Annotated in this window: 27 protein-coding genes; 17 read left to right on the forward strand and 10 right to left on the reverse strand. The window is 60.5% G+C overall.

Annotation, left to right across the window (positions count from 1 at the left end):
* Positions 1 to 1,650 (forward strand): FAD-dependent 5-carboxymethylaminomethyl-2-thiouridine(34) oxidoreductase MnmC (gene mnmC / locus RV1423_RS21215; protein WP_034301071.1); only part of this gene is annotated, 1,650 nt, incomplete at its 5' end.
* Positions 1,651 to 1,654: 4 nt separating this feature from the next.
* On the opposite strand, the gene RV1423_RS21220 is transcribed toward mnmC, so the two are convergent.
* Both RV1423_RS21220 and RV1423_RS21225 read right to left on the reverse strand, forming a co-directional pair.
* A complete protein-coding gene (locus RV1423_RS21220; protein WP_197034980.1) occupies positions 1,655 to 1,909 on the reverse strand; it encodes a DUF3955 domain-containing protein in 255 nt (84 codons plus the stop codon).
* A gap of 112 nt (positions 1,910 to 2,021) precedes the next feature.
* Positions 2,022 to 2,348 (reverse strand): YXWGXW repeat-containing protein, encoded by a 327-nt coding sequence (locus tag RV1423_RS21225; RefSeq protein ID WP_034301075.1) that lies wholly within the window; start codon positions 2,346 to 2,348, stop codon positions 2,022 to 2,024.
* A 259-nt stretch (positions 2,349 to 2,607) separates the two neighbouring features.
* Between RV1423_RS21225 and RV1423_RS21230 the strand changes: the two genes are divergently transcribed.
* Both RV1423_RS21230 and RV1423_RS21235 read left to right on the forward strand, forming a co-directional pair.
* Positions 2,608 to 3,816, forward strand: coding sequence for a low temperature requirement protein A (locus RV1423_RS21230; RefSeq protein WP_034301076.1), 1,209 nt, complete (start codon positions 2,608 to 2,610; stop codon positions 3,814 to 3,816).
* Between the two features lie 141 nt (positions 3,817 to 3,957).
* Positions 3,958 to 5,562: an NAD(P)/FAD-dependent oxidoreductase gene (locus RV1423_RS21235; protein WP_034301079.1), complete on the forward strand. Its 1,605-nt coding sequence runs from the start codon at positions 3,958 to 3,960 to the stop codon at positions 5,560 to 5,562.
* Here RV1423_RS21235 and RV1423_RS21240 read toward each other — a convergent pair.
* The 7 genes from RV1423_RS21240 to RV1423_RS30850 all read right to left on the reverse strand — a co-directional run bounded on the left by RV1423_RS21240 (position 5,481) and on the right by RV1423_RS30850 (position 10,481).
* Positions 5,481 to 6,125 carry a HutD family protein gene (locus RV1423_RS21240; RefSeq protein ID WP_081768930.1) on the reverse strand — a complete coding sequence of 215 codons (645 nt, stop codon included), beginning with the start codon at positions 6,123 to 6,125 and terminating at the stop codon, positions 5,481 to 5,483. The two genes, RV1423_RS21235 and RV1423_RS21240, sit on opposite strands and share 82 nt — an antisense overlap.
* Positions 6,126 to 6,143: 18 nt before the next feature.
* On the reverse strand, positions 6,144 to 7,076 hold the full coding sequence (gene hutG, locus RV1423_RS21245; protein ID WP_034301082.1) for a formimidoylglutamase: 933 nt from the start codon (positions 7,074 to 7,076) through the stop codon (positions 6,144 to 6,146).
* 12 nt (positions 7,077 to 7,088) lie between these two features.
* Positions 7,089 to 7,883, reverse strand: coding sequence for an amino acid ABC transporter ATP-binding protein (locus RV1423_RS21250; RefSeq protein ID WP_034301085.1), 795 nt, complete (start codon positions 7,881 to 7,883; stop codon positions 7,089 to 7,091).
* Entirely contained in the window at positions 7,883 to 8,548 is a 666-nt protein-coding gene (locus RV1423_RS21255) for an amino acid ABC transporter permease (RefSeq protein WP_034301087.1), read from the reverse strand. Before RV1423_RS21255 ends, RV1423_RS21250 begins: the two co-directional genes overlap by 1 nt.
* A gap of 44 nt (positions 8,549 to 8,592) precedes the next feature.
* Complete coding sequence (locus tag RV1423_RS21260; RefSeq protein ID WP_034301089.1) at positions 8,593 to 9,357, reverse strand: transporter substrate-binding domain-containing protein; 765 nt, start codon at positions 9,355 to 9,357, stop codon at positions 8,593 to 8,595.
* A gap of 24 nt (positions 9,358 to 9,381) precedes the next feature.
* Positions 9,382 to 10,146, reverse strand: a complete 765-nt coding sequence (locus tag RV1423_RS21265) for an IclR family transcriptional regulator (RefSeq protein WP_034301092.1) — start codon at positions 10,144 to 10,146, stop codon at positions 9,382 to 9,384.
* A 209-nt stretch (positions 10,147 to 10,355) separates the two neighbouring features.
* Complete coding sequence (locus tag RV1423_RS30850; protein ID WP_255344230.1) at positions 10,356 to 10,481, reverse strand: hypothetical protein; 126 nt, start codon at positions 10,479 to 10,481, stop codon at positions 10,356 to 10,358.
* A 166-nt stretch (positions 10,482 to 10,647) separates the two neighbouring features.
* Between RV1423_RS30850 and RV1423_RS21275 the strand changes: the two genes are divergently transcribed.
* The 14 genes from RV1423_RS21275 to RV1423_RS21340 all read left to right on the forward strand — a co-directional run bounded on the left by RV1423_RS21275 (position 10,648) and on the right by RV1423_RS21340 (position 23,105).
* Positions 10,648 to 10,842, forward strand: a complete 195-nt coding sequence (locus RV1423_RS21275; protein WP_034301096.1) for a Flp family type IVb pilin — start codon at positions 10,648 to 10,650, stop codon at positions 10,840 to 10,842.
* 8 nt (positions 10,843 to 10,850) lie between these two features.
* On the forward strand, positions 10,851 to 11,285 hold the full coding sequence (locus tag RV1423_RS21280) for a prepilin peptidase (protein ID WP_034301098.1): 435 nt from the start codon (positions 10,851 to 10,853) through the stop codon (positions 11,283 to 11,285).
* Between the two features lie 13 nt (positions 11,286 to 11,298).
* Positions 11,299 to 12,234, forward strand: a complete 936-nt coding sequence (gene cpaB / locus RV1423_RS21285) for a Flp pilus assembly protein CpaB (protein WP_081768931.1) — start codon at positions 11,299 to 11,301, stop codon at positions 12,232 to 12,234.
* 78 nt (positions 12,235 to 12,312) lie between these two features.
* Positions 12,313 to 13,767, forward strand: a complete 1,455-nt coding sequence (locus RV1423_RS21290) for a type II and III secretion system protein family protein (protein WP_155835203.1) — start codon at positions 12,313 to 12,315, stop codon at positions 13,765 to 13,767.
* Positions 13,768 to 13,795: 28 nt separating this feature from the next.
* On the forward strand, positions 13,796 to 14,467 hold the full coding sequence (locus RV1423_RS21295) for a CpaD family pilus assembly lipoprotein (protein ID WP_034301102.1): 672 nt from the start codon (positions 13,796 to 13,798) through the stop codon (positions 14,465 to 14,467).
* A gap of 65 nt (positions 14,468 to 14,532) precedes the next feature.
* Complete coding sequence (locus RV1423_RS21300; protein ID WP_034301104.1) at positions 14,533 to 15,663, forward strand: MinD/ParA family protein; 1,131 nt, start codon at positions 14,533 to 14,535, stop codon at positions 15,661 to 15,663.
* A gap of 72 nt (positions 15,664 to 15,735) precedes the next feature.
* A complete protein-coding gene (locus RV1423_RS21305; RefSeq protein WP_155835204.1) occupies positions 15,736 to 16,542 on the forward strand; it encodes a hypothetical protein in 807 nt (268 codons plus the stop codon).
* Between the two features lie 15 nt (positions 16,543 to 16,557).
* The gene (locus tag RV1423_RS21310; RefSeq protein WP_081768934.1) at positions 16,558 to 17,883 is read left to right on the forward strand and encodes a CpaF family protein; all 1,326 of its coding nucleotides are present in this window, start codon (positions 16,558 to 16,560) and stop codon (positions 17,881 to 17,883) included.
* 76 nt (positions 17,884 to 17,959) lie between these two features.
* Complete coding sequence (locus RV1423_RS21315) at positions 17,960 to 18,739, forward strand: type II secretion system F family protein (protein WP_197034981.1); 780 nt, start codon at positions 17,960 to 17,962, stop codon at positions 18,737 to 18,739.
* 118 nt (positions 18,740 to 18,857) lie between these two features.
* Entirely contained in the window at positions 18,858 to 19,754 is an 897-nt protein-coding gene (locus RV1423_RS21320; RefSeq protein WP_051516839.1) for a type II secretion system F family protein, read from the forward strand.
* Complete coding sequence (locus tag RV1423_RS21325) at positions 19,751 to 20,536, forward strand: lipopolysaccharide assembly protein LapB (RefSeq protein WP_155835205.1); 786 nt, start codon at positions 19,751 to 19,753, stop codon at positions 20,534 to 20,536. Before RV1423_RS21320 ends, RV1423_RS21325 begins: the two co-directional genes overlap by 4 nt.
* Positions 20,533 to 20,988 (forward strand): TadE/TadG family type IV pilus assembly protein, encoded by a 456-nt coding sequence (locus RV1423_RS21330; protein ID WP_034301112.1) that lies wholly within the window; start codon positions 20,533 to 20,535, stop codon positions 20,986 to 20,988. Before RV1423_RS21325 ends, RV1423_RS21330 begins: the two co-directional genes overlap by 4 nt.
* Before the next feature lie 2 nt (positions 20,989 to 20,990).
* On the forward strand, positions 20,991 to 21,566 hold the full coding sequence (locus RV1423_RS21335) for a hypothetical protein (protein WP_034301114.1): 576 nt from the start codon (positions 20,991 to 20,993) through the stop codon (positions 21,564 to 21,566).
* 21 nt (positions 21,567 to 21,587) lie between these two features.
* Positions 21,588 to 23,105 (forward strand): hypothetical protein, encoded by a 1,518-nt coding sequence (locus tag RV1423_RS21340; RefSeq protein WP_034301117.1) that lies wholly within the window; start codon positions 21,588 to 21,590, stop codon positions 23,103 to 23,105.
* 59 nt (positions 23,106 to 23,164) lie between these two features.
* Here RV1423_RS21340 and phaP read toward each other — a convergent pair whose 3' ends face one another.
* Complete coding sequence (phaP, locus tag RV1423_RS21345; RefSeq protein WP_034301119.1) at positions 23,165 to 23,728, reverse strand: TIGR01841 family phasin; 564 nt, start codon at positions 23,726 to 23,728, stop codon at positions 23,165 to 23,167.
* Positions 23,729 to 23,843: the final 115 nt, after the last annotated feature.

The raw sequence follows: 23,843 nt of genomic DNA on the forward strand, positions 1-23,843 counted from the left end.
CACGACCCCGGCGCGCCGCAGCGCCTGCACTATCTGGCGATCGAACCGCATCCGCCGACGCGCGAACGGCTGCGGCGCATGCAGTCGCGCTGGCCGCAGTTGGCGGACCAGCTATGCCGCGCCTGGCCGCCGCTGGTCCCGGGATATCACCGTCTTTTGCTGCAACAGGGGCGCGTGGTGTTGACGCTGATCGTCGGCGAGCTTGCCGCGAGTCTGGCGCAACTCGAAGCGCGTATCGATTTTTTCCTGCTGCAGGATGAGCAGGACGGCGCCAGGTGGAGCGCGCCGTTGCTCAAGCGTCTCGGTCATCTGGCCGCGCCGGAGGCGCAACTGCTGACGCAAGGGGCGTGGCGGCTGTCGCCGTCCGCGCTGGCGCAGGCGGGATTCGTCGCCGAAGAAAACGGCGGGCCGTCGGCGCGCTTCGCGCCGCGCTGGAAAGTCGAGGCTGCCGCCGGTCAGCGCGACCGCCGCGCCATCGTCATCGGTGCCGGACTGGCCGGCAGCGCCGCCTGCGAAAGCCTGACGGCGCGCGGTTGGCAGGTGACGCTGATCGAGCGGCATGCGCAGGCGGCGCAAGAGGCTTCGGGCAACCTCGCGGGAGTCTACATGCCGGCGATTGCGCGCGACGACAATCCGACCGCGCGCCTCACCCGCGCCGCCTTCCTGTTCGCGCAACAGGTGTGGGCGCGCGTCGGCGTCTTCGACAGCGACAGGCATATCGGCAAGGCTTGCGGCGTGCTGCAGGTTGCGCGCGACGCCGAGCAAGCCGCGGCCTTCGAGCAGGCGGCGCGCCATTGGCGCTATCCGCAGGACTACGCGCAATGGTGGTCGGCGCAGCAAGCCGGCGCACGGCTCGGCATGGCGACCGGCAGCGGCTGGTTTTTCCCGCGCGGCGGCTGGCTGCGGCCGGGTGCGGTGTGCGAGGCTATGCTGCAGGCTTGCGGCGAACGTTTGCAGCGGCGCTTTCAGCGCGAGGCGATCGCCTTGCGTCGCGTCGACGGCCAATGGCAGGCCCTCGGCGCCGACGGCGGCGTCATTGCGCAAGCGCCGGTCGCCATCCTGGCCAACGGCATGCAGTCGGTCGGTTTCGCGCAGGCGGCATCCTTGCCGCTGCAGGCGATACGCGGCCAGGTCAGCCATCTTCCCGCCGCGTTGCTGCCGGACTTGCCGTTTGCGTTATGCGGCGACGGCTACCTGACCGGCGCGGTCGACGGCAAGGTCAGCATGGGAGCGAGTTACGACCGGGACAGCGATGCCGCGCCGCGTCTGGAGAGCCACATCGGCAATCTCGACAAGCTGCGGCAACTGTTGCCGGAGTTGGGCGCGGATATCGATCCGGCCGCGCTGGCCGGACGCGTCGGCTTTCGCTGCGTATCGGCGGACCGCCTGCCGCTGGTGGGCGCCTTGCCCGATGCGGCCGCCTTGTCGGCCGCGGGTGAAGTCCAACTGCGCGAGCTGCCGCGCTGGCCGCAGTTGTTCGCAGCGTTGGCGTATGCCTCGCGCGGGCTGATCTGGGCACCCCTGGCGGCGGAGATACTGGCTTGCCAACTGGAAGGCGAACCGGCGCCGCTGGGCAGGGATTTGCTGGCCTTGCTCGATCCGGCGCGGTTCGCCCTGAAGGCGCGTCGCAGAGAGAAACCGGCCGGTTAGGCGCTCAAAGGCGTTCGGGCTCGGGTGCGTGCTTTCGGAAGGATTGCATGCGATGCAGGCAATAGGCAATCACGCCTGAAACGACTCCCGAAAAAATGCAAAGCCATCCCAATGGAATCAGGAAAAAGAAGGGTTCATGCAGTACGCCTTGCACGTCGATTTCAGTTCCTGCCAATCCGGACGATATAAAGCATACGACGCCGATGACGACCAGCGTCACGGTCAGCCGGAGCATTTTTCTTGAAGCAGGCGATGTCATGCGGGACTCCATCAATGATTGAATGGCGAGAAACGACAAGTTTCATCGCACTTGATCCGCTATGCGGGAAATGAGGCCTCGCCGGCAATCGTTGCAGGAAGGCCTCGTGTCATCAGCGCCCCCAGCCGCCGCGGTTGAAGCGCCAGCCGTCCGGATCCTGGCGCCAGCCCGGCGGCGCGTAACGGTAGCCGCGGCGTACGCGTTCCCAATGACCGCCGACCCAGACGTGGCGATGGCCGTTCCAGGCCCAGTAGCCGGGCGCCCAGACATAGCCGCGGCGCGGCGGCGGCATGCGTTCATAACGCGGCGGCGGCGGTGGCGTGCCGATGCGGATATCCACATCGGTACGCATCTGGGCCTGCGCGGCGGGCGCCATCAATGCGGATGAAGCTGCACCGGCGGCAAGCGCGACGGCGAGGACGATATTCTTGTAATTCATGATGTACTTGCTCCGTTGTCAAGCGACGAAAATCACAACGTGTCGCGATAGCTTGAATGTAGATCAGCCCGGCCGCGGCAACTGTAATTTTGTGTTTCCCGAAGCGCCAGGATTGCGGCAAATGGAAACGGCTGGAAACAAATTCGCTGTCGATGGTCTGTCAGAAATAAGCAACTGTTGCCTTCACCTGCACGTGTCTTGCCTTGTCCTTCATGGAGCGCGTGTGCGAGGATACGCCTATGTCACACGGGAGGGGAACATGAAGACGTTATCAGCAAAAAATGTGCGCACCGGCCTGCTGCGCGTTCGCGACGGCCACGAAGCGCGCGTCTCGTTCGTGGAATTGTTCTTCGACCTGATTTACGTGTTCGCGGTCACTCAGCTCTCCCATCGCCTGCTCGACGACCTCAGCGTCAATGGCGCGGTCGAAACCCTGGTGCTGTGGTTCGCCGTCTGGCTGGCATGGCAATACACTTCCTGGGTCACCAACTGGTTCGATCCCGAAACTTTGCAGATTCGCATCATGCTGTTCGCCATCATGCTGGTCGGCCTGCTGATGGCGGCGGCCATCCCGGACGCCTTTGCCGCGCGCGGGCTGGTGTTCGCCGCCGCGTATGCCACGATCCAGGTGGGACGCACCCTGTTCGTGCTGTGCTGTCTCGGCGGCCGCCATGCCCTGACGCCGAACTTCCGCCGCATGCTGGGCTGGCTGTGCATTTCGGCGGTGTTCTGGATCGCCGGCGGTTTGTCGCACGAACATCGCCTGGCGTTCTGGATCGTGGCCGTCGCCTGCGACTATTTTTCGCCGATGACCGGCTTCGCCTTGCCCGGCCTGGGCCGTTCCCGCACCGATGAATGGACCATCGAAGGCGGCCATTTGGCCGAGCGCTGCCAGTTGTTCGTCATCGTCGCGCTCGGCGAAGCGCTGCTGATCACCGGCGCCACCGTCGCCCACGCGGCGCAATGGGAAGCGCCGGTGCTGGTCGCTTTGGCTGTCGCTTTCGTCGGTACGCTGGCGATGTGGTGGGTGTACTTCGACACCAGCAGCAAGGACGGCAGCGAAGCCATCGTGCATTCCGACGATCCGGGCCGTATCGGCGCCTACTTCCACTACGTGCACGTGATCATCGTCGCCGGCGTCATCGTGTCGGCGGTCGGCACCGAACTGATGATCGCCCATCCGGATCAGCGCATTGCGCCGACCTCATTGCTGGCGCTGATCGCCGGGCCGATGCTGTATCTGTTCGGCAATGCGGTCTACAAGAAGGTGGTTTACCGCCGCTTTCCGCTGTCGCATCTCGTCGGTCTGGCGCTGCTGCTTGTTCTCTCGGTATTTGCACAGATCACCGATCTGCTGATGGTGGGCGGGCTGACGACCGCGATCCTGATCGTGACCGCTGCGTGGGAAAGTTGCTCGCGGCGCAAGGCGGCGCTGGGGTATCAGGACGAACATGCCTCCCAGTGGTGACAACGGAGAGGGCGATGACGGCGGCACGGGGCTTGCCGCCAGCCCGCCAGCGGCAAGCCTGGAGTAAAATGCCGGCTGCCGCCGGAAATCTGTAGACAAGCTTGCAGACCCGACGCGGCTTGATCAACGGACCATTGTGCAATGCTGCGACTGACTGAAATACACCTCCCCCTCGACCATCCCGAAGCCGACCTGCGTACCGCCATCCTGGCGCGCCTGGGCGTTGCCGATGCCGACCTGCTGAGCGTGAGCCTGTTTCGCCGCAGCTATGATGCACGCAAGAAATCCGCGGTCGTCCTGACCTATACCGTCGACGTCGAGGTGCGCGACGAGGCTGCCGTGCTGAAGCGGCATGCGGGCAAACCGCACATCGGCCCGACGCCCGACACCAATTACCACTTCGTCGCCAAGGCGCCGGTCGGCCTGAGCAAGCGCCCGGTCGTCATCGGCACCGGGCCGTGCGGCATCTTTGCCGGCCTGATCCTGGCCGAGATGGGATTCAACCCGATCATCCTCGAACGCGGCAAGACCGTGCGCGAACGCACCAAGGACACCTGGGGCCTGTGGCGCCAGCGCGAACTGAAGCCGGAGTCCAACGTGCAATACGGCGAAGGCGGCGCCGGCACGTTCTCGGACGGCAAGCTTTACAGCCAGGTCAAGGACCCCAAGCATTACGGCCGCAAGGTGCTGACCGAATTCGTCGCCGCCGACGCGCCGGCAGAAATCCTGTACGTCAGCAAGCCGCACATCGGCACCTTCCGCCTGGTGAAGATGGTGCAACTGATGCGCGAAAAGATCGTCTCGCTGGGCGGTGAATTCCGCTTCGAGCAAAAGGTCGACGACATCCTCATCGAGGACGGCCAGGTGCGCGGCGTCACGCTGGCCAGCGGCGAACACATCGCCGCCGACCATGTGGTGCTGGCCATCGGCCACAGCGCGCGCGATACCTTCCAGATGCTGTACGACCGCGGCGTCTACATGGAAGCCAAGCCGTTCTCGATCGGCTTTCGCGCCGAACACCCGCAATCGCTGATTGATCAGTGCCGCTTCGGCCCCAGCGCCGGCCATCCCATCCTCGGCGCCGCCGATTACAAGCTGGTGCATCACTGCGCCAACGGCCGCTCGGTCTACAGCTTCTGCATGTGCCCGGGCGGCACGGTGGTGGCGGCGACCTCGGAGCCGGAACGCGTGGTCACCAACGGCATGAGCCAGTATTCGCGCAACGAGCGCAACGCCAACAGCGGCATCGTGGTCGGCATTTCGCCGGCCGATTATCCGGGCCATCCATTGGCCGGCATCGCCTTCCAGCGCCAGTGGGAATCGCGCGCCTATGAACTCGGCGGCCGCAACTACGATGCGCCGGGCCAACTGGTCGGCGATTTCCTGGCCAAGCGTCCTTCGACCCAGCTTGGCAGCGTGATTCCCTCGTACAAGCCGGGCGTGCTGCTGGGCGACCTCAGCACTTCCTTGCCGGACTACGCCATCGACGCCATCCGCGAAGCATTGCCGTTCTTCGACAAGCAGATCCGCGGCTATACGATGCACGACGCCGTGCTGACCGGCGTCGAGACGCGCACGTCGTCGCCGGTGCGCATCCGCCGCAACGACGACACGCTGCAAAGTCTCAATACCAAAGGTTTGTATCCGGCCGGCGAGGGCGCCGGTTATGCCGGCGGCATCATGTCGGCGTCGATCGACGGCATCCGGGTGGCCGAAGCGGTGGCGTTGGCGATTGTCGGCTCCTGATCCTGGCGGCGCAACCGCACCAGCATCACTTTCGCCGCGTTTGAATGCAGCACGCGTGGTGAGTCGGCTTCATCGAACAGCACGGCGTCGCCCGCCCGCAGTTTGTCCGCGCCGGACAGGCTGCAACTTCCATTGATGACATAAAGCAGCGTCAGGGCGTCGCACGGCAGCGCAGTCTGCCCGGTGACGGCCAGGCGTTCCAGCGTATGCGTGTACGCCGTACGTCGCGTCATCACATTGAAGTCGACGATGTCGCCGTCGACCAGCGTCGAATGGACATCGGCGGCGCCGTCGAAACGCAGCACCGGATCGCGCGGCGTGAGTTGTTGCAAGGCGCCGCCGATGTCCAGCGCAATGCCCTTGCCTTCAAGGATCGCCAGCGATCGATCGATTCCCGGGAACAAAGAAAACGCGCCGCCTTGCTGCACGGTGGCGACGCTCACGCGCCAGTCGAAGGATTCGAGCGAACTGTCTTGCGGAAAGCGCATGATCTCGCAAGTCATGCCACCGCCGTTTTTCCAGCGCATCAGGCGTTGTCGGGATTGCGGGATGAGCAGCGGCATCGTGCGGGCAGGAAAGGATCAGTCCGGCTGCAGGATCAGGTGCGCCAGACGCGCCGCCACTTTGGCGGTCAGGCCGTCGCGGTCGTAGACTGGATTGCATTCGGCGATGTCGGCGGCGATCAGCTTGCCGCTGGCCTTGATGGTCGCGACCAGCTTTTCGACCTTCTCCAGCGCCATGCCGAACGCGGCCGGCGCCGATACGCCGGGCGCTTTTTCGCCGGGCAGCACGTCGAGGTCGATGGTCAGATAGACATCGGTGACGTCTTGCAGCCGCCTGCGCAGTTGGACATCGAGCTCGGCCAGGTTGCGGTAGGCGACGTCGGTGTCCATCACATATTCCACGTTCAGTTGCTGCGCGCGCTTGAACAGCGCCGGCGTATTGCCGAGCTGGCTGATGCCGTAGCACAGGTAATGGAATTCCAGGTCGGCCCATTCGCACCATTCGGCCATTTGCCTGAACGGCGTGCCCGAGGTCGAACGCTCGGCTTCGCGCAGATCGAAGTGCGCGTCGAAGTTGACGATCAGCAGCTTGCGTTGCGGCATGGCTCTGCCGATGTGCCGCATGATGCCGAGGAAGCTGCCGTAGGCCACTTCATGGCCGCCGCCCAGCACCAGCGGAAACACGCCTTGCGCCTTGACGTCGGCGATCTTGGCGGCCAGGCGCTGCTGCGCTTGTTCCAGCTCGCCGTCGTGACAATCGATGTTGCCGGCATCGGCGAGCTGTTCGATGCGATGCGCCGGCAGGTTGGCCAGCATGCGCCGGATCGCGTCTGGGCCTTGCGCGGCGCCGACGCGGCCGTGGTTGCGCCGCACGCCTTCGTCGCAGGCGAAGCCGATCAGCGCGCCGCCGCCCTTGATGCTGCAGTCGAACGGCTTGACCAACTGATGCAGGCGGCGCGTATCGCCGGCGCTGTCGTGGTCGAGCCGGCCGTTCCAGAGTGAGTGATCCATGCTGAGGTATTCCTATGCCGTTTGCGGTGCTTCTGTGTTGTTGCGCGTCAGCACCGCCTGCAAGAAACTGCGCGTGCGCTCCTGGGTCGGGTTGACGAAGATCTGGTCGGGTTTGCCGGCCTCGACGATGCGGCCCTGGTCCATCACCACCACGACATCGGCGACTTCGCGCGCGAAGCCCATTTCATGCGTGACGACGATCATGGTCATGCCTTCGTTGGCGAGCGCTTTCATCACTTGCAGGACTTCTCCGACCAGTTCCGGATCGAGCGCCGAGGTCGGCTCGTCGAACAGCATGACCTTGGGCTGCATGGCCAGCGCGCGGGCGATCGCCACGCGCTGTTTCTGGCCGCCGGACAAGGTGGCGGGCATGGCGTCGGCCTTGGCGGCCAGTCCGACTTTGGCGAGCAGGTTGCGCGCCAGCGCCTCGGCCTCGTCTTTCGGCGTGCCGCGAATCTTGCGCGGACCGACCGTGACGTTTTCCAGCACCGACAGATGCGGGAACAGGTTGAACGACTGGAACACCATGCCGACTTGCGTGCGCAAATCGTTCAGCGCATGGTCGGCGATCATCTTGCCGTCGACCAGCAGGTCCTGGCCGCAGATGGTGATGCTGCCTTCTTCGGCGACTTCGAGGCCGTTGCAGCAGCGCAGCAGCGTGCTTTTGCCGGAACCGCTGGGGCCGATGATGACGATCACTTGCGAGGCGTCGACCTCAAGGTCGATGCCGTGCAGGATGCGGTGGCCGGAGAACGATTTGCCGAGTTTCGTGATATTGATCATGGGCGTGGACACGGGGGTAGACATCAAGCGGCACCTCCTGCGCGCAGGCGTTTTTCAACTTTTTGCAAGGCCATGCTGGTGAGGCTGGTCAGCACCAGATAGACCAGCGCCACCGCCAGGTAGACTTCCAGCGAACGATAAGACACGCTGATGATCTTCTGGCCTTCGTGCATCAGGTCGGCGATGGTCAGCAGCGACACCAGCGCCGAATTCTTGATCAGCGCGATGAATTCGTTGCCCAGCGGCGGAATCATGCGCACGACCGCCTGCGGCAGGATGATGGTGCGCATCGCCTTGCCCGCCGACATGCCGAGCGAACGCGCCGCTTCCATTTGGCCCTTGTCGATCGACTGGATGGCGCCGCGCACGATTTCCGACACGTAGGCGCCGGAATAGATGCCGAGGCCGAGCACGCCGCACAGGAAAGCCGGCAGCAGGATGTCGAATTGCGGCAAACCGAAAAACAGCAGGAACAGTTGCACCAGCAGCGGCGTGCCGCGGATGAAGGTGACGTAAACAGTGCAGATGCCGTAGCGCAGGCGCTTGCTGCGGTCGAGCCGTCCCAGGCCGACCAGCAGGCCGAGGATGCATCCCAGCACCAGCGAAGTGGCGGTGATTTCCACCGTCACGATCGCACCGTGCAACAGGTCCGGCCAGCCTTCAAGCACCGGCAAAAAATCTAGGCTCATCTGTTCTCCTTACGTCCTCTGTTCGATCAATGTCGCTTGCCGGGTTACTTGGCTGACGACGACAACCACTTCTGCACCAGCTTGTCGTAGCTGCCGTCGAGTTTGACCTTCTTCAACGCGACGTTCATTTCCTCGGTCAGTTGCGGCAGGTCCTTGCGCACCGCGTAGCCGTACAGCTCGACGCTGACCTGCTTGTCCAGCACCTTCATGCCGGGACGGGTCTTGGCGTATTCGATGGCGGCCGGCTTGCCGGTGACGGCGGCGTCGGCGCGGCCGATTTCAACCAGGTTGAACATTTCCTGGTTCTTTTCGACTTCGATGCGCTCGGCTTGCGGGTAATACTCCTTGAGGTAATTGGCCGACTTGGTGCCGACCTGCACCGAGACCTTCTTGCCGGCCAGATCGGAGGGTTGCTTGATCGAGGTGTTGCTGGCCTTGGTCAGGACCACCAGGCCACCCGGATAGTAAGGATCGGTGAAGTTGACAACGCGGCGGCGCTCTTCGGTGATGTAGATGGCCGAGGACGCGACGTCGAAGCGACGCGACACCAGGCCGGGAATCAGACCCTTGAAGTCGATGTCGGTCCATTCGACTTTCTTGCCCATGGTCTTGGCCAGCAACTCGATGAGTTCGATGTCGAAACCGGTGCGCTTGCCGTCCTTGAAGAATTCGAACGGCGGGAAGGTGGCGTCGGTGGCGACGCGGATGACGTCGACGGTCTGCGCCGAAGACAGTGTCGGAACAACGGCAAGACCGGCGATGAAACTGACGGCAGCGAGCATGCTGATGAAGCGGCGGCGGTGAATCATGGTTTCTCCCTGAAGTTGGACTGATTAAAACAACGCAAGACGTTCGCTGATGGCGGCGGCGGCCTGGACCGTGGCGGCAATCAGCTCGCGCTGCCGCTCTTCGGCCCGGATCGCGGGCGCCATCAAGGTAATCGCGCCGGCCGCCTGGCCGGGTTTGTAAAACACCGGGGCGCTGACGCCCCACACGCCCCAGTCGACTTCGCCTTCGCTGACCGCATAGCCTTGCGTGCGGATGGCGGCGAGTTCCTGTTGCAGGCGGGCGATTTCTTCATCCCGGCCCTGTAACTGGCGTTGCACGATGTTGTCGGCCATGGCCGGCGGCAGATGCGCCAGCACCGCCTTGGCCGAGGCGCCGCGCAACAACGGATGCGAGCGGCCCTTGGAGAACGAGCAGCGTAGCGATTGCTCGCTGTCGACCATGTCCAGGCAGGTCACCTGATCGTTGACCGCCACCATCAGGCCGACGCTCTCGCCGCATTTCTTGGCCAGTTGCAGCATCTCGGGCTGGGCATTGCTGACCAGGTAAGAGGTATGGTCGAAGCCCCAGGCCAGTTGCACGCTCAGCGGACCAGGCGCGTAAAAGTTGTCCTGTTCCTGCACCAGGCCCCATTTCTTCAGCGGCTGCAGATGACGATACAAGGTGCTCTGCGGCAAGCCGGTCAGTTCCTTCAGCTTGCGCACGGCAATCGGCTTGCCGTGCCGGGCGATCACCGACAACACCAGCAGCGAGCGTTCGCTGGTGGCGACGGCGGGTTCCTGCGCGAAGTGTGAAGGGGACGGCGAGTTCATGGGGGGATGATTCCTCATTTTTCTCATATTTGGAAATCAAATTCTCGTAATTCGGGAATTTGAGTATAAACGAGTCAATGCGGAACCGGCCCATCATCCACGGGCACTCTGCCGGGAATCTTGCCTACGCGATCAATCTCTGCATGGAGCGCCAGACAAAGTCGGCATGATCAAGGCCCTCTGTTTCTTCTGTCTGGCGGTGCGCTCGCTTAGCCGATGCGTAGTTCGTCGCGCTTCATGATTTGGTCAATCTCGCCGGCTGCGTGCGCCGGAGTGGCGAGCAGGCCACCTGCCATGAAAACGACCAGACTGGCAACTTCACTGGCGAAAGACATTTCGTGCGTCAGGAATCGGGCAATACATTTACCCATAGTTGCAGTAATGATAATAATTATCATTTCTATAATAAAATGCCAAGGCGCAACGGAATGAACATGTGGTTCAAGCCCTCACATTTCTTGTGCTTGCATTTCTTGGTGGGTAATTTTTAAGGAGTGGTCCATGCAGCTCATTCTCTTCTTGCGCCGGTTTCTGTGCGATCAACGTGGCGTGACCGCCATCGAATACGGCATCTTGGCAGCGGGCCTCGCCGTGGTGATTGGCACGCTGGTGTCGACCGACGGTGCGTTCTCCAAGGCGATTACGGAGATATTCAAAAACATTGTCAGCAATCTGCCGCAAGGCAACGCCAAATAAAGCCGTTCATGGCATCGGCCGTCGCAATGGTCACCGTGGTCACCGTGGCCAGCATCACGCTGCTTGGCTGGATTGCCTGGTGCGACTGGTCCCGGCGACACATTCCCAACGCTTTGGTCGGGTTGTTGGCGCTGTTGGCGGTCACGAACGGCTGCCTTTCGGGAGTGGCGCCCGGCTGGCCAGTTGCGTTGGCAATACTCGGCGCGGGTTCGTTGTTGTTTGCGTTGAAGGTGTGTGGAGCGGGAGACGTCAAGTTGTTGGCGGCGACGTCCCTTTTCTTTCCGGGAAAAGGGCTTGACCTGTTGCTTGGCGCTGCTTTGTCAGGGGGATGTCTGGCGCTGGTCTATAGCGCCTTGGCTGTCTGCAAAAAGCGTAGCGATCCGAATCTGCCATACGGGGTCGCGATTGTGGCAGCAGCATTGGTTGAAATTTTCGCGTCTTGAAATCAGGAAGATTATGAAAATAAAGTTCTACCTCTATCTAGGTGTCGTGTTGGTTCTCACCTTGTTGTCTGGATGGTGGATTCAGGCCACACGCCCCGCTGTTGCGAAAGTTCCTGAGCGCAGCAAGCCCATGTTTTTGGCATTGGCTAACAATCTGGACGTAGGGGCGTTCATCGAGGCGCGCGATCTGGTCTGGCTTACCTGGCCTGGTCAGGCGGATGAGTCGGTGCTGTCGCGCTATTTCGTCAAAGGCATCGCCAAGCCGGAGGATTTGGTCGGATCCGTATTGCGCGTGCCGCTCAAGCAAGGCGACTTCATCGACGTCACGTCGTCGGTACGTTTAGGGGAAGCTGCTTTTCTGGCCGCGGTACTCAAGCCGGGCAAACGCGCAGTGTCGATTCCTTTGGACAGAATCAGCGGGAGCGCCGGCCTCATCCGACCGGGTAATCGGGTTGACGTGATTCTCTCCGGCCGTCTGCTGGATGAAGGCAGCCGTAAAAAAGACGGCATGGCGCGGACCTTGTTGACCAACGTCCGTGTCATCGCGATCGATCAACATGTCGAAAATCTCGCCACGATACGGCCTGACGTTGGCAGCACAAGTACTCACGGAAAAGATTTCTATGTCAACGACAATCCCGATCGCGGTACCGCCACGCTCGAAGTCACGCCCAAGCAAGCAGAACTACTGGCGCTGGCCCGCGGCGTAGGAGACTTGTCGCTCAGTCTGCGCAGTCTGTTGTCCGACGACACCGACAACGCAGGCGATACGCAAAACGCTCAAATATCAGCCCGCGACATCGTCTCCGGATTTGGGCCGGAAAGCGTACCTGCGCCGCCACGAAACGATATGAGCGAGGTGGTGCAGATGCTCGGCACCGAACGACGTCCCAGCACTAACAATGGCGGCGGCAATAGTCCGGCGTACCAGTCTTCACCGTCGCTATAGTCGCTCGGGCAGCGTGTTGCTGCTTGCGTCACAAGACGGTCCGCACGTTATCTTGATAAACAAAGGGAGTGATAGTCCATGCGCAGAATGCCTCTCTGCATATCAGCGTTTTGCCTGACGATTTTATCCGTGCCGGCGCTTTCCGCACGCGTGAACGTCAATGCCAACGTCGACAGTCCGCGACAAGTACTTCCCCTTCATGTGGGCAAAGGCATCATGGTCAATCTGGGGCAAGCCGCTCGCACCGTATTCGTGGCGCAACCCGATATCGCCAGCTATCAGGTTCCTAACATCAACCGCCTGCTGATATTCGGTCGCAAGGCGGGCGCCACCAGTCTGTATGCGATGAATGCAGCGGGCGATGTGATCTACAGTGCCGAAATCAAAGTCGAGCTCGACACCCAGGCAATGGAGGAGGCGCTCAAAAAAGATTTTCCCGAGCTCGCCCTCGCGCTGACTCCGACATTGGACGGGGTCTCGGTGAGCGGCAAAGTACCCAATGCGCAAATAGGCACCCAAGTCATTGCACTGCTCGATGGGTTTATCCGTACCGACCCGGCCGACGCGGCGCAATCTGCATCGTCCGAGGGCGGCAGTAGCAGCGATAGCAGCAGCAAGGAGAAAGGTGCTGGTCGCGGTAAAGGCACCACCGGCGCGCGTCAGGGCCATGTCATCAACCGTCTCACCATCGACATGCCCAACCAAGTCAACATTCGCGTGAGGGTCGCGGAAGTCAATCGTAAGTTGCGCGACAAGCTCGGTTTCAAATGGCAGGCCCGGGGCGGACGCCTGGGCCTGACCGAAAGCCCCGTCAGTTTTGCCAACAACGTCGGCACACATACCCAGTTGGCGTCCAGCTTTGGAGGAGATGTCGCCGGTCTACTGGATGCCTTGGCGGAAGAAAAGCTTATCTCCATCCTGGCGGAACCGAATTTATCCGTGGTATCCGGTGAAACCGCCAGCTTCTTGTCCGGCGGACAAATTCCGTTTCCGGTCTTGCAGGACAAAAACGTAGGAATTGAATTCCGCGATTTTGGCGTATTGCTGGGAATCACTCCCACCATCTTGTCTGCGCAGCGAATCAGTCTGAAGGTGCGCCCTGAAGTCAGTCAACCTGATCACAACATCGGCATTACCATCAATGGGCAGCGTCTACCCGGCCTGGCCGTGCGACGTGCCGAAACCACAGTGGAACTCGCATCCGGGCAAAGTTTCGCTTTAGCCGGTTTACTGAAAAGCGAAGTAGTGGACACGGTCTCCAAGCTGCCCGGCTTAGGCGACATCCCGCTGTTCGGCGCATTGGCGCGCTCCAAGGAATTCGAACGCGGCGAAACGGAGCTGGTCATCATCGCCACCGCCTACATCGTCCAGCCCAGCGATAGTCCCCTGGCAATCCCCAATGCCCAGGCGGGACTGGGAAATGCCTTGGAACGCCTGTTGCTGGATAGTCGTCCCAACCCGCGGCCTGACGACGTCACGGTTGCACCGTCTGCGCCTGCCACGGACATGCCGTCGCTCGATTTTCGCTATTGATTTCCACAATTAACCAGGAGCCATGCCGATGAGCGATGCCTCTCTTCCTTGCCGCAACAACCGACCGTCTGGCACGCAACTGCTCATTGCGCATGCATGCCTGATGTTGTCGTTGCTGCTGTGTGCCTGTACTTCACCGATTTCCTCCGGCCCGGAACACAGCAACCTGCCGCACCCTGTCATCCTGGCCGAACGCAAAGAAGCCGTATCGTTGGAAGGGGGGGACCCGATCGGCAGAAACAGGGCGCTCGCCGCCGCAGTAAACCGTCTCGGCAACACCAATCTGCAAGTTGATCTCTATGCCGGTCCCGGTGTGACAAGAGCGCAGCGGACAGAGTTGGTGCAGCAACTGCGGGAGCTCGGCATTGCCGACGAAGCCATTCGCTGGCGCATTGGGGGCGAGCATCAATTTGAAGCGGAATTCCGCCAGACAGGGGCCGTCGCGCAAGGCTGTCCCGCGTCATCAACCTGGAGCGATGGGCGTTGGTTCACCGGGCAAACGCATACCCGCACATTCGGCTGCAGTGTCAATGCCAATCTGGCCGCGCAAATCGTCAACCCCAGGGACCTCGTACAGCCTGAACGATTGGCGGCTCCCAATCCGGTCACCACGATTGGCGCCGTGGAAGCTTATCAGCGCGGGGAAGCGGCACCGTTGAAGGACCAGGTTTTGGTGCCCGGCGGCGGCCAGAAAAAATAACGCAGGAGACCCGCATGCATTTCCAGACAAGGACCCGTCAAGATGCACCCCCAACGGCGCTGCTCATGCGCGATCAACAAACCAGCGCCACCTGGCGCAACCGGTTCGAGTCCGGCGGCGTCACCGTCAATCTCGTCACCCAGAATGTCATCCAGAGTGTGGCTGAGCACGCGACACACTTGCGTGAGGCCGGTCTGATCGTCATCGATCTGGCGGGCGACCCGGCGCCCACTGCCAGCCTGCGCGAGCTGCGCGAATTCACTGCGCCCAACGTGCCCGTGCTGGTGTTGGGTGAACTCAACGACCTTGCCTACGCCAGACAGTTGCGTCAACTGGGGGCCAGCGAATATTTCGCGCATCCGATTGAACCCAATGAACTGATCCTGACTGCACGTCGTCTGCTACAGCTCGACAGCGCCAACACCACGCGCAACGGACGGCTGATTGCCGTACACGGTCTGCGCGGCGGTGTGGGCGCCAGTCTGATTACCGCGGGGCTGGTTACCGTTATCTCGCAACAGCATGGCCGCAACTGCGCGGCGGTGGATCTGAATTTCTCCTCGCCAGCCGTCGGCAGTTGGCTGGGTTGCGATCAACCGGGGCGCCTCAATGCCTTGCTACAGGATGTGCAGCGCCTTGATCAGGCTTTGCTCGACCAGATTGTGCAATCACCGTTTCCACAGTTGAATGTCTATGACGGGAACCTTGACCATGAGGACGACGGTGAGGGCAACACCGTGCCGAACAGCACGGCCCTTCGCGGCCTGAGTCAACTGTTGGCGGAGCGTCATTCCTGCCAGGTATGGCGCACGCCGCCCGGTCCCGCCGCGCGCACCGTTCTGCTCGACGCAGACCTGTGCGTACTGGTTGCCGACGGCAGTTTTCCATCGCTGCGGGCCGCACTCGCCTTATTGCCTTGGATCAGACAATGCCGGCCGCTGTTGAACACCACGCTCGTATTCAATCAGACTCGACCGCATATGCCGTTGAGCGCAGATCAGTTTGCCCACAGCATCGGGCAGTCCATCCCGCATCGTTTTGCCTATCAGCGACGTCTTGGCGAACAAGCGATCGACAACCTGCCATTCAACCGGCCCAGTCATGTGCTTCATCGCGCATTGGCGCAACTGGCCGTGGATTTACTCAAGCTGCCCCCGGTATCGACGCGACGCTGGTGGCAAGGGGGGATGGAATGAACGTCAGAGAAGCAAGCCGCGACATTGAATATCCCAGTGGATCAGTTCATGTACATGAGATGCGGAATCGAAATGCCGTTTAAAGTCAGCAATGTCGACAAGGTGTTTGTCATGCCGCTGGGTTACTACATCGGGTCTTTTAGCAAAGAGCACCTCTATATCATTTTCGATGTGCTGTATCCAGGGATGCAAACCATTCGCGATGAAGAAGTACCTCGGGACGATCAGATCGGGATTGTAATGAGATTGAATGATGGACAAAGCACGCCCGAGTATTTTGTGGAGACGGCGAAAGATCGCCATCGCTTCGATCCAAACAAGCCGGGTTTGTGTTATCTCGCCGGTCAGAAAGGTCCCTATCAGGTCTATCGCAGAAGGCCGGGAGAAATCAGCTATGTGTTCCGTGCCGCCGATGGAGAACTGGTCAGGGGCGAGGACGACGACCGCAGTCCCATTAACACGTTTGACCGTCGCGTAGAGGGTGATCTGCAGTTTCGCTATTACACTCAAAAACCCATCGCCCTCGCCAATAACAAGGATTTCATCAGAATTGATCAAGTGGTGACCGACTTCATCAAGCGCAATAGTCGTCTTCAATCTGATTTCGTGTCAGGCGATACGCTGCCGCAAGAGAAAATGCCATTCGCAGATTCCACGCAAACAGACATCGTAATCGAAGCGGAACGTACTCATATCCGGAGGATGCGTTCGATATCGGACGTTGCGCTCAAGCTCCATCTACACCGCTATGAAACGGCTGCTCCGAATAGCGGCCTGACATATTCGTATGCGGCAAGCAGCGACGTGACGGGCATATTGCCTGCGGCAGCACAAGCCATGTTGGCGATCGAAGATGCCAGCAAGAACCAGGTTTTCTAGACAAGGAGCCGCACGATGATCCTCACCACCAGTGCCCGCGCCCATGCCTATCTGGCATTGCGCACGCAAATCCTGTCCCATATCGATGCAGAATCCGCGCTTGGCATGGACTTGCCGACGTTGGAAGTCAGCGTCGGTCAAGTGGTCGAACAAGGCGTGCGCGAACAGCGACTCTATCTCAACCGGACTGAACAACGTGCGCTCACGCGGGAAATCGTTGACGACATGGTGCGACTGGGACCGTTGCAACCGCTCATGGACGATCCCAGCGTGAACGACATTATGGTCAACGGCCCCAATTGTATCTATGTCGAACGACGCGGCAAACTGGAGCGCACCGATCATCACTTTCGCGATGCCGAGCATTTGATGAATCTGGCGCAACGCATCGCCAGCGCAGTCGGCCGCCGCATAGACGAAGCCTCGCCGATGGTGGATGCGCGACTGCCGGATGGCAGCCGCGTCAACATCATCGCTCCGCCGCTGGCCCTGGACGGCGCCTGCATCTCCATTCGCAAGTTCGCACGACAGGCACCGGATCTGGACGGATTGGCTGACTATGGCAGTCTGTCTGCCGCAATGGTGGCGTTTCTGAAAGTGGCGGCGCGTGCGCGGCTCAACATGTTGATCTCGGGCGGCACCGGCGCCGGCAAAACCACGCTGCTCAACGCCTTGTCGCACCATATCAGCCCGGACGAACGCATCGTGACGATCGAAGATGCCGCTGAATTGCGGCTGCAACAACCGCATGTCATCCGCCTGGAAACACGCCCGCCCAGTCTGGAGGGACGCGGCGAGGTGACACAGCGCGAGCTGCTGAAGAATGCCTTGCGCATGCGGCCCGACCGGATCTTGCTCGGCGAGGTGCGCGGCATCGAAGCCTTTGACATGCTGCAGGCCATGAATACGGGGCACGACGGTTCGCTGTCCACCTTGCACGCCAATAGTCCTGACGATGCGCTGCTGCGACTGGAGAACATGTTGAACATCGGCGCAGTCAGCATGTCGTCTTCGCTGATTCGACGCCAGATCGCCAGCGCGCTCGATTTGCTGGTGCAGATCGAGCGCTGCGCCGATGGCGTGCGACGCATTACCAATATCAGCGAGATTATCGCCGGCGTGGATGATGTGACTTGTCGCAGCCTGTTCATTTACCAACGCGATCAGAGCGGACAAGGACATTATCGTTGCGTCCGGCGCGAACTCGTCTGCCAGGAAAAATTGCTGGTCGCAGGACTGCATGATGCCTGTCATGCCGCGCTCAATACACCCGCTGCGCCCGAGTCCGCCGATACCATCGCGGCGCCATTTGACAAGGCCTTGCAACATGAACTGGTTTGAATGGAGCTTGCCTCTGCTGATGTTGACAGTCGGCAGCTTCTCGGTGTGGTGGCGTCAGCGTCGCCAGGAGCAAAACGTGCGCGCGCGCATCTACGCCTTGCGCCATCGCCACGCCGCACCCATGCACACCGCGCCCGACCTGCATTGGCGCCGGTGGTTGCGCTTGCTGGGACCCGATGCGAATGCGATCGGACTGGTTGGCTTTGGTGCCGTGTTGTTTGGCGCCTGGTTTGGACTGCCATGGTGGAGCGTGCCGCTTGCGGCGCTCTTCGGCGCTTGGATGGCGCATGACTTGTTCAGACGACATCGATTGCGACAAGCGCGTTCCCAATTCATCCAGAATTTTCCCGACGCGGTTAATCATCTGACGCGCGCCATCCAAGCGGGCATTCCCATCGAACGTTCGCTGGCCGCGCTGGGGGAAACTTTCGACGCCGAACTGGGACGGCGTTTTCGCCGCTTCGGTCAGGAACTGGAACTCGGCGTGCCGTTCCGCGATGCGTTGAACCATTTATCTGCCGAATTGGACATTCCCGATGTCACTTTCTTTTGTGCCGCGCTGGCCCTCAATCGCGAAAGCGGCGGCCCGCTCGCCCATATTCTCGCGACGCTCGGCAAAACCCTGCGTGAACGCCGTGCCACCGCCAGTCGCCTGCGCGCCCTCACAGCCGAATCACGCGCCGCTGCCCGCATTCTCGGCGCGTTGCCGATCATCATCTTGCTATTGCAAGCCTGGCTTAACCCGCGTCAATTTTATTTTTTGCTGAACGATCCCATTGGCCATCTGATCCTGATTTACGCCGCGACCAGCATCGTGACAGGACTTGCCGTGATCTGGCGCATGGCGCGGCTGTAACGCGAGCGGCAAGCCGGTTTGTCGCTTAGTCGGATATATCCATTCAATACGACGCTGGCCTGAGAGCAGCATCCATCGACAAATCGCCACGCATTTGTAAACGACACAAGGAGATACCGTGACCTGGCAAGAGAGTCTGATTTTTTTACCCGTCGCCCTGTTTTCATTGGGATATGGCTACGTATTGTGGCGTCGCCGACAGCAACTGACATCGCGCATGCACAGGCTGGGCGTGCATGGCAACAGACCATTGCATGCCGATTGGATTGTCGCGTTGGCGGCGCCGCTGGCTGGAGCAAAAGAACGGCAGCGATTGACGAAACGGCTGATCAATGCCGGTTGGTCAGGCAAGCAGGCCCTGGATCTGTTCTTACTGGCAAAGCTGGGGGTTTTCATGCTGGCGCTGCTATTGGGTTGGCTGTGGCTGGACATCAATATCGCGCATCCGCTGGCACACCCGTTTGCGCTCTTCAAGTTGTTGGTGCTGCTATATGTCTCGGTACGCTTACCGGATTGGTGGCTCACCGACCGGGCCAGCACGCGCCGCCTGCGCATTCGTGCCGGCGTGCCGCAGGCGATCGATCTGCTCACGGTGTGCGCGGAAGCAGGGTTGAGCATGGAGGATGCCTTCGGACGGGTGGCGAAAGAGATTGCGTCGAGTGCGCCGGAGGTGTCCATGGAGTTGCGTCAGACCGCGTCTGAATTGCTGGTGATGCCGGATCGCGTGGATGCCTTGCGTCGCTTAGACGAACGTACCGATGTGCAGGAATTGGAACATCTGTCCAGCGTGTTGATTCAATCGACCCGCTTCGGCACGCCGCTGGCCGACGCAATGCGTTCGATTGCCGCGGATGGCCGTGTACGGCAAATCAGCGCGCTGGAAGAAAAAGCCGGCAAGCTGGCCGCCGGCATGGGCGTGCCTTTGATCGTGCTGGTGCTGTTTCCGCTGGTGGTGCTGATGACTGCGCCGCCGGTGGTCAATTTAATGCGCACTTTGTCGAAGGCTGCATCATGAAACACGTAAGGGCGCCGTTATTTCACGTGACCGGTCTGCTGACGATAATCTCGCTATCGGCCTGCACGACTTTGTTGCCAGTTTCGCCTTCCGGTGCTTCCGCTGCGTTGCCCGAGCACTATGATGGCGCGACATCGGACACGTTTGGCGTGGATCAGGCTGTATTGCGCGCCGCCGAGCGCAGCGGCAATGGGGGGCTGGCGATCCGACTTGCGGAACAACAGCTCGGTTCCCATCCCGAGCGCTGGCAGATACGCGTGACACTCGCGCGCCTGTGGTCGCGTGCCGGACGCCATGACGAAGCTGCACATGTCCTGGCCCCGTTGGGCGATGATCATCGCCCAACGGTGTTGCGCGAACGCGCCCGCATTGCGCTCGCGCACAGACAGGCGGCATCGGCCAGGCGCTGGCTGGAAGAGGCGCTCGATGCCACGCCGCAACTGCCGGAGGCAGGGAATATGTTGGGTGTTGCCTTGGACATGCTGGATGAATCGAGCGCCGCACAGACCCGCTATCGGATGGTGCTGAAAACAGGCGACGACGATGACGCTCGTTACAACCTGGGACGCTCTCTGCTGACCAGCGGGCAACCGGCTGCTGCCGTCGATGTCTTGCAGCCGCTCGTCCAGCGCAGCATGCAGACTGCGCAATCTGCTCTCTATGCGATGATGGCAACCGCGCTGGTACGTAGCGGCGATCCAGCGCGTGCGCGTGAATTGCTGAAAAATTGGTTGCCGGATACCTCGATCACGCAATGGCTGGCACAGGCGCAACGACCATGATCGTTTGCCATTACAGCCGCTTGCATCGTCGCCACGCGGGAAGCATTGCGGTGGAGTTCGCTGTGGTGATTCCCATCATTTTGCTGGTGTTGGTGTTGATCGTGGAATCGATGCGCATCCAGGTTGCGTCAATTTTGCTGGAACGCGCACTATATGACATCTCCTATCAAACCCGCATTGCGCGCGGCCGGGATTTTCCTGCGATTGCGCGACGTGTCTTGGCCGCCGGCAATTTTCATGTCTTTAATCCTGCGGATGTCACTGTGCAAGCCACCAGCGCCTCGTCGGTCGGCCTGCTGCCCGCGCAAGGGGCCAAGGGCGCAGGACGCCCGGGCGATGTCGTCAAGCTGACCTTGCATGCGAAGCTCGGTCTGTTTGGCGCACTCTTCACAGAACGCCTCGAACATCAGCTCACCCTCACGCTACTGAGCGTGAATGAATCGGATTACTAAAGATGATCCCAGAATTGCATCTGCGTCGACAGCGCGGCGTGGTGGCCGTCGAGGCTGTACTGATGTTGCCCCTCTTGTTGTTGATATTGTGGTTGAGCAATAACATCCTCATCGTCATGCAACAACAAACCCGGCTCAATCGCACCACTGCCGCGCTGGCCGATACATTGGCCAATCAGCCGATCCCCCAGGGGCAACGTTTATTACAACGACTGGCTTCCGAACAGCACATCTGGCTGCCGTTGTTTACCGACATGTTGCGCGATGGTGATCCGCTTCACTCCGGGGAACTCTCCCCTGGACTGGTCGTGACATATCTGGACAGCACGACATTGAGCGACAGAAACGGACCTGCCGTGCAGCGCCACGCCAGCGGTACGGTTTGTCCGCCCGCCGACAAACCCTCTCTGGCGCAGTTGGCCAGGGATGGACTGGCCACGCCGCTCAATGTTGCGCGCAGCGAATTGATACTGGTGGAAAGCTGCTGGCCTTTATCCCCGCACCCAAGCCTGCCTCAATGGCTATTGCCGCGACAATTGACAAGCCGCTTCGTCGCGCTGCGTCGCCAGTGGTCGTGATTATCAGGGATGGAGAATTCAATGAGCACCATATACAAGCAAACCGGCGGCATTGCATTACCTATGCTGGCCCTCATCGTAGCGCTGCTGGGCGCGTTTACTTCCATAGCAGCGTTGGCGCGCTATGAGGGTGTGCAGACACAGTTGCACCAGGCGCAACAGCAAGCCGTGCTGGCAGTGGCGAAAGAGGGCCGTGGTGGAAAAAATAACAATGAGGCGGCATTACAAGCGTTGGCGCAGGCCTATTTGCGCGTCAATCTGGACGCATTGGACAAGACCGGGAACATAAGCGACGCGACGCTGGTATCCGTTGACGCCGATCACGAGCAAATGACGGTGCGGTATCCAATGACGCCATGGTTCAATCACACGGACGACACCGGCAAGAAACTTTTGAGCGTCTCGTCTCAGGTGCGCGCCGAACGATTTTTCCGCAAGACGGAAACCGTGGTTGTACTGGGAGCGGGCGCGATGGGCGGCGCCGCTTTTGGCAGCACGTTCGTCAAAGAAGCGAGACGGGGGGTTAGCAACTACGTCAGGCAAATGTTCCGTGATCAGATTCAGGCACGCGATGCGTGGATCAGTTTGGTGTCGTATGGTGAGCTGGTCAATATTGGCTGGGATTACAAAGACAAACTCATTACGCCGATATCGCGGCGTATTCCGCCCGTTTTGGAGACGGTGGCGCGCGAATTTAACTGGTGGCAGGATCAAGATATGCTTTCCATCAACGGCGTCGCAGGAAGGCGCCGCGCGGTCTGCGCGCAGCGCCTTCCTTATACCGGACAATTGCAAGACATCGAGACTGCTCCCGTTTCGGCAGATAGCGGCTTTCATGTTGATTTGCAGTATGGAACGAGGGAGGTCATTCTCAACGGGAGAAAGTATGAAAACGAATTGGCGCGCTGGGCAGGCTTTGCGGGGGGCTATCTCGGCATATCCGCCGAGGCGTTTGGATTGCAAAAACCCGCTGCCGACACGAATCTCAAACGCGCGGTCGCAGCCGGTCAATGCGCAATGATGCCGATGCTCGTGGCATCCACCAATGCCGAGCAACTCGCAGAACGCCTGACGATGTACCAAACGATCGCGTACGGCGCACCGGATCAAGGCTTAGCTTGGGCCTTGCGGGCCTTGTCCCCAAAATGGCGTTCAATATGGGAGCGTGGCGCGGTACCGCATGACTATGGACCCGATGTCGACAAAAAAATCGTGCTACTGCTTACCAGCGGCATGACGGCCACTCCCGTAGCGGAACTCGGCCTTCTTGGCCTTTTGTGCGACCGTATTCGTCAGCGGGGTATTGAGGTCACCGCCTTGTTCAATGGCGATAAGGGATTGGCTAATTCCTATTGGACGGGGGGAGTTGGAACGGGCAACATTACCCGTCAGGCAATCGCGCGTTGTACGCCGACGCAAGATCCGGAAATTGGGAGAAATCCCAATATGAAAGTATTCAGCCTAAACGATCGCGGCAATTTATCCGAGGTATTTGATCGCCTGGGGCGTCGCGTCTACCGTGTACGTCTGATAGAGTAAAAAAACGGGCCGCCAGCAGTGCTGGGCGGCCCGTTTCAACCGGACGAAGCTGGCGCGGATTACTTCTTGGCGCGCGCAGTAGTCTTTTCGGCAGCTTGCGTGAATTGCTTGGCGGCGTTGCTCAGGTGGCCTTCCAGCGCTTCCACGGCTTGCTTGGTGTTCTTGGACAGTTGTTCGTAGCTGGCGTTGGCGTTGCCGATGGCCGACTTCAGCAGGGCAACGGCGTTTTCCGAACCGGCGGGCGCGTTTTTGGCGATTTCGTCAACCAGGGCGCTGACCTTGCGGCTGGTTTCTGCGACTTGGGTTTCAGCAGTCTTGGTCAGTTCTGCTTGCATCGCCGACAGGATGCTGGCCAGGTGACGGCCGTAAGCGGCTGCTTTTTCGGCAGTAGGCTGGGCTTGCGATTGCGCCAGGGCCAGCAGTTCTTGCGGATCCTTGATGGCGGCGAATTGCTTGGCGGCGGCCGAGGACTCTTCCAGCGATGCCTTGGCGGCGTTCAGGTTCAGTTCGATGATCTTTTCCACGCCTTCGAAAGTCTTGGTGGTCAGCGCATTGATCAGGTCCAGTTGAGCCTGGAAGTGGGTTTTGGTTGCAGCGGAAAATTGATCTTGGTACGAAAACATGGACTTCTCCTTTGGTTTCAAAAACAGTTGAGGACTAGCGGCTTCGATCTCGAAAAACTATTTTTGTGCGCCGCAACAATTACTATTTTACGCACTTGTTTGGTGAGGTCAAGAA

The organism is Herbaspirillum sp. RV1423 (genome assembly GCF_000577615.1).
Lineage (GTDB): Bacteria > Pseudomonadota > Gammaproteobacteria > Burkholderiales > Burkholderiaceae_D > Herbaspirillum.